The 5,991-nt window shown below is 69.9% G+C and carries 3 protein-coding genes and 2 pseudogenes; all 5 read left to right on the top strand.

Annotated elements, in window-relative coordinates:
• Positions 1 to 64: 64 nt before the first annotated feature.
• A pseudogene (locus BHU15_RS34920) lies at positions 65 to 739 on the top strand (ABC transporter ATP-binding protein); the annotation flags it as partial.
• Positions 736 to 3,312, top strand: a complete 2,577-nt coding sequence (locus tag BHU15_RS34915; protein WP_069630793.1) for an ABC transporter permease — start codon at positions 736 to 738, stop codon at positions 3,310 to 3,312. The pseudogene BHU15_RS34920 and the gene BHU15_RS34915, both read left to right, overlap by 4 nt.
• A gap of 231 nt (positions 3,313 to 3,543) precedes the next feature.
• Positions 3,544 to 3,735, top strand: coding sequence for a hypothetical protein (locus BHU15_RS34910; protein WP_069630792.1), 192 nt, complete (start codon positions 3,544 to 3,546; stop codon positions 3,733 to 3,735).
• A 10-nt stretch (positions 3,736 to 3,745) separates the two neighbouring features.
• Positions 3,746 to 5,557 carry an AfsR/SARP family transcriptional regulator gene (locus BHU15_RS34905; protein ID WP_069630791.1) on the top strand — a complete coding sequence of 604 codons (1,812 nt, stop codon included), beginning with the start codon at positions 3,746 to 3,748 and terminating at the stop codon, positions 5,555 to 5,557.
• A 5-nt stretch (positions 5,558 to 5,562) separates the two neighbouring features.
• Positions 5,563 to 5,991, top strand: a pseudogene (locus BHU15_RS34900) (TOMM precursor leader peptide-binding protein); the annotation flags it as partial.

Below are 5,991 nucleotides of genomic sequence, written 5' to 3'. Positions count from 1 at the left end.
ACATCGACATGGTCGAGCGCGACGATCCGGGTCTCCCCCGAGCCGTAGGCCTTGACGACCTGGCGCGCTCGACCATGTCGATGTGGACATCGCCCGTGGGCAGTTCACCGCGATCATGGGCCCGTCGGGCTCCGGCAAGTCGACGCTGATGCACTGCCTCGCCGGGCTCGACACCGTGTCCTCGGGGGAGATCTATCTCGACGAGACCGAGATCACCAAGCTCAAGGACAAGAAGCTCACGCAGCTGCGCAGGGACCGGATCGGCTTCATCTTCCAGGCCTACAACCTGCTGCCGACGCTCAACGCCCTGGAGAACATCACGCTGCCGATGGACATAGCGGGCCGCAAGCCCGACCGGCAGTGGCTCCAGCGGGTCGTGGAGACCGTCGGTCTCGCCGACCGGCTCAAGCACCGGCCCACCCAGCTCTCCGGCGGTCAGCAGCAGCGGGTGGCGGTCGCCCGCGCGCTCGCCGCCCGGCCCGAGATCATCTTCGGTGACGAGCCGACCGGAAATCTGGACTCGCGGGCCGGCGCCGAGGTGCTGAGCTTCCTGCGCAGGTCCGTGGACGAGCTGGGACAGACCATGGTCATGGTCACGCACGACCCGGTCGCCGCGTCCTACGCGGACCGGGTGCTGTATCTCGCCGACGGCCGGATCGTGGACGAGATGCGCAACCCGACCGCCGAGCAGGTCCTCGACCGCATGAAGAACTTCGACGCGCGGGGGCGGACCTCGTGACCGTCCTCAAGACCTCTCTGCGCAACTTCCTCGCACACAAGGGACGCATGGCGCTCTCCGCCGTCGCCGTCCTGCTGTCGGTGGCGTTCGTCTCCGGGACGCTCGTCTTCACCGACACCATGAACACCACGTTCGACAAGCTGTTCGCCGCCACGTCGTCCGACGTCACCGTCAGCCCCAAGGGCGCGGCGGCGGCCGACGAGATGCCGTCCCAGACCGGCAAGCCCGAGTCGCTGCCGGCCTCCGTCGTCGGCCGCGTCGAGAAGTCGGAGGGCGTGAAGTCCGCCGAGGGCGCGGTCAGCAGCATGAGCGTCACGGTCGTCGACGCCGACAACAAGAACGTGGGAGCGTCCAGCGGCGCCCCGACGATCGCGGGCAACTGGACCCGGAACGACCTGAAGTCGATGGAGATCACCTCCGGGCACGCCCCGCGCGGTCCCACCGAGGTCATGGTCGACGCCGACACCGCCGACAAGCACGACCTGAAGCTCGGCGACGAGCTGCGCACCATCGTGGTTACGGGCGACCTCAAGGCGAAGATCGTCGGCATAGCCACCTTCAAGGTGACCAACCCCGGCGCCGCCGTCGTCTACTTCGACACCGCGACCGCCCAGCGCGGACTCCTCGGCGGGACCGGTCTGTTCACGCAGATCAACGTCGTCGCCGACCAGGGCGTCAGCGACGCCCAGCTGAAGGCGGACCTGGCGGGATCGCTCGGGGGCACGTACAAGCTCCAGACGCAGAAGGAGACGGCGGACGCGGGCCGCGACAGCGTCGGCTCGTTCCTCGACGTGATGAAGTACGCGATGCTCGGCTTCGCCGGGATCGCCTTCCTCGTCGGCATCTTCCTGATCGTCAACACCTTCTCCATGCTGGTCGCCCAGCGGACCCGGGAGATCGGCCTGATGCGGGCCATCGGGTCCAGCCGTAAGCAGGTCAACCGCTCGGTGCTGCTGGAGGCCGTGCTGCTCGGCATCGTCGGCTCCGTCGCCGGTGTCGCGGCGGGCGTCGGACTGGCCGTCGGTCTGATGGAACTGATGTCTTCCATGGGTATGGAGCTGTCCACCCAGGACCTCACGGTGAAGTGGACGACGCCCGCGATCGGACTGGCGCTCGGGGTGATCGTCACCGTCCTTGCCGCGTACATACCGGCCCGCAGGGCCGGGAAGATCTCGCCGATGGCGGCGCTGCGGGACGCCGGCACGCCGGCCGACGGCCGCGCCGGACGGATCCGGGGCGCGATCGGCCTGGTCCTCACCGGCGGTGGTGTCGCCGCGCTCCTCGTCTCCACCGGGGCCGAGAAGGCGAGCGAGGGCTCCCTGTACCTCGGGCTGGGCGTGGTGTTCACGCTCATCGGCTTCGTCGTCATCGGCCCGCTGCTCGCCGGGTTCTTCGTCAAGGTCCTGAGCGCGGTCGTGCTGCGGGTCTTCGGCCCCGTCGGCCGCATGGCCGAGCGCAACGCGCTGCGCAACCCGCGGCGTACGGGAGCCACGGGCGCGGCCCTGATGATCGGCCTGGCCCTGGTGGCGTGCCTGTCGGTGGTCGGCTCGTCCATGGTCGCCTCCGCGACGGACGAGCTGGACAAGACGGTCGGCGCGGACTTCATCGTCCAGTCCAACACCGGTCAGCCGATCGTGCCGCAGGCCCAGGAGGCGCTGGAGAAGGCGCCGGACATCAAGCACGTCACCGAGTACAAGCTGATCGACGCGGTGCTGACCACGCCCGACGGCAAGACCGCCAAGGACGAAGTGGTGGCGGCCGACCCGACGTACGCGCAGGATCTGCGCCGCGAGACCGTCGGGGGTGAGCTGTCCGCCGCGTACGGCAAGAACGCGATGTCCGTCGGGGACGTGTTCGCCAAGGAGCACGACGTCTCGGTGGGGGACGAACTGACCGTCGCCTTCAAGGGCGGTGAGAGCGCCAAGCTCAAGGTCGCGGCGATCACCTCGGACGACGTGTCCGTGGACAAGGGCGCCAAGTACATGTCCATCGACACGGCCGCGGAGTATCTGACGCCGGAGAAGATGCCGAAGAACATCATCATGTTCGCGGCGGCCGACGACGGCAAGGAGAAGGAGGCGTACGCGGCGCTGAAGGACTCGATGGCGGCGTACCCGCAGTACAAGGTCCAGGACCAGACGGACTTCAAGCAGGATCTGAAGGACCAGATCGGCCAGTTGCTCAACATCGTCTACGGTCTGCTCGGACTGGCGATCATCGTCGCGGTGCTGGGAGTGGTGAACACCCTCGCGCTGTCGGTCGTCGAGCGGACCAGGGAGATCGGACTGCTGCGGGCCATCGGCCTGTCGCGCCGTCAACTGCGCCGCATGATCCGGCTGGAGTCGGTGGTCATCGCCCTCTTCGGAGCGCTGCTCGGCCTCGGTCTGGGCATGGGCTGGGGCACGGCGGCCCAGCAACTCCTCGCCCTGGAGGGGCTGGAGGTCCTGGAGATCCCCTGGCCGACGATCATCGGGGTGTTCGTGGCCTCGGCGTTCGTGGGACTGTTCGCCGCGCTCGTCCCGGCCTTCCGGGCCGGCCGGATGAACGTCCTGAACGCCATCGCGACGGACTAAACCGAACATTGGCCGATAGTTGGCCAACGTACATTTTCGGCTCCGGTGGGCGTCCTTCACGCCCATCGGAGCCGATTTCGTTGCCGCAGGTCACAGCCGTGCTGACAACAAGCTGCGCGCGTAGATGCAGCAAGCTGACAAGCCCCGGCCCCCCAATTCGAGACACCCGCTGTCATCGTCTGTCCCACCGGAAGCGATCCGGACCGACGGAACGATTCAACAGGGGGAATTGTGCTCGGTGTACCGCACTCCAACTCCAAGAAGAACACGGCCCGTTCGCGCAGCGCTCGTATCGCACGTACCGCCCTCGTCCTTGGTTTCTGTACGGCCGCACTGACCCTGTCCACGGGGGTCGCCTCCGCCGCCGCGCCCGTCGGCGGGGACACCGTGATCACGAGCAAGCTTGTCAACGGCTGGGACTGAGGCGTAGCCCGTGCGGTTTCAGCTCCTCGGGCCGCTCAGCATCACGGACGGCTCCGACACCGTCGTCCTCCAGCCGTCCAAACCCACCATCCTCCTCGCCTCACTGCTTCTGCACGCGAACTCGGTCGTCTCCGCCGACTACTTGCAGCGGACCATGTGGGGCGAGGAACAGCCGGCCACCTCACGGGCCGCGCTCCAGACGTGTGTGCTGCGGCTGCGCCGGCTGTTCACCAAGCACGGTGTGACCGAGACACCCATCGAGGCCGTGCCCGGTGGCTACCGGATCACGGCCGGGCCCCGGCATCTCGACCTGATCGGTTTCCGGGAAGAGGTACGGCGCGCCGAGGAGACGGCCGACCCGGAGAGCGAACTGCACGTACTCAAAGGGGCGTTGTCGCTGTGGGAGGGCTCCGTCCTGGCCAACGTCCGCTCCGACGTACTGCACCGCGACGAAGTCCCCCGGCTCGTCGAGGAGCGGCTGCGGATCCTGGAGCGCGCCTGCGACCTCAAGCTGCGGCTCGGCCGCTGCGGCGAGGCGCTGGTGGAGCTGTGGAGCGCCAGCCGGGCACACCCCGGTCATGAGCGGTTCCGAGAACAGCTCATCGAGGCCCTGTACCGCACGGGCCGGCAGACGGAGGCACTCGCCGAGTACCGGCTGGTCAAGGACTATCTGCACGACGAGTTGGGCGTGGATCCCTCACCCGCGCTGCGCCGGCTGGAGATGGCGATCCTGCGCGGCGAGGACCTCGGACCCGCCGAGGACCGGCAACCGGCCGGTCCGGCGTACGTCTCCAACGGGGGCGGCGGTCAGCAGGAGCAGAGCCCTGCCGCCACCGCCGCGCCCGCGCCCGCCCCGAAGGCGATGGTGGGACCGGTCGCCACCGTGCACTCCTTCACCGGGCGCGCCGCCGAGTGCGCCGCGCTGCGGGAGAGGCTGACCGCACCCGGCCAGGACCCCGTCACCCTCCTGGTGTCCGGGGCGCCCGGCATCGGCAAGACCGCGCTCGCCCGGCACCTCGCGCACCAGGTCAAGGACGCTTTCCCGGCAGGGCTGTTCATGGTGCGGATGGTCGCCCCGGACGGCACACCGCGCAGCCCCGAGGACGCGGCGGCCGAGGTGTCCGCCGCCCTGCGCGAACGGGTACCCGGCGAACGCGCCCTGCTCCTGCTGGACGACGTGGTCGACGCCGAGCAGGTCAGGCAACTGCTGCCGGCCGGCACCGAGGGCGCGGCCGTCGTCACCAGCCGGCGCGGCCTCGCCGGTCTCGTCGCCACCCACGGCGGCTGGGTGCTGCGGCTCGGCACCTTCAGCGAGGAGGAGTCGTACGCGCTGCTGCTCGCCGTCCTCGGCGCCGAACGCGTCGAGGCCGAACCCGAGGCGGCCCGCAGCCTCGCCGAGGCCTGCGGCCACCACCCGCTCGCCCTGCGCATCATGTCGGCCCGGCTGCTCACCCGGCCGGCGCTGCGGCTGGCCGACTCCGTCAGCTGGCTGGCCGAGGACCCGCTGGCGCGGCTCTCGCTCGCCGACTCACCCGAGTTGTCGGTGCACCGCGTGCTCGGCGGGGCGCTCGACCGGCTCGATCCCCGGCTCGCCGACGCCTTCCTGAAGGTCGCCGCGCAGATCCCCGACCACTTCACGGCCGAGGACGGCGTACGCGTACTCGGCATGTCCCCCGCCGAGGCGGACGACGTACTGGACCGGCTCGCCGACGCCGGACTGCTGGAAGAAGGGCCGCCCGGCCCCTACCGGGTGCACGAACTGCTCCGTGTGTACGCGCGCAGAACCGCGCCGTATCGATCCCGACCGATACAGAAGGTGTGAATCCCATGGCTGTAGAAGCGACCCCGACGGCCGCCGCGCCTCCTGCCGCCAAGGCCCAGCGGGCCCCGCAGGCCGCGCGGGCCGCAGGGGCGGCGACCGCCGTGTCCGCCTTCGAAGCCCTGGCCGGCACCAGGCCCCGGGTCCGCCGGGACGTGCTCTTCACCGAGACACCCGGCGGGGTCCTCTTCCACAACGCCGACGGCGGCTTCCATCTCACCGGCCGCACCGCCTACCGCTTCGCCTCGCTGATGGTGCCGCACCTCGCGGGCCACCACCGGCTCGGGGACATCTGCCAGGGTTTCGGCCCCGCGCAGCAGGCCATGGCCGCCGAACTGGTCAAGACGCTGTACGAGCGCGGCTTCGCCCGTGACATCCCCGACGACGAGACCGCCACCGACACCACCACCGACGCCACCCGCACCCCCGTCCCCAAC

This window comes from Streptomyces niveus (genome assembly GCF_001723055.1).
Taxonomy (GTDB): domain Bacteria; phylum Actinomycetota; class Actinomycetes; order Streptomycetales; family Streptomycetaceae; genus Streptomyces; species Streptomyces niveus.
Note: the sequence above shows the minus strand (reverse complement) of the source record. Positions and strands in the feature narration are given on the sequence as shown.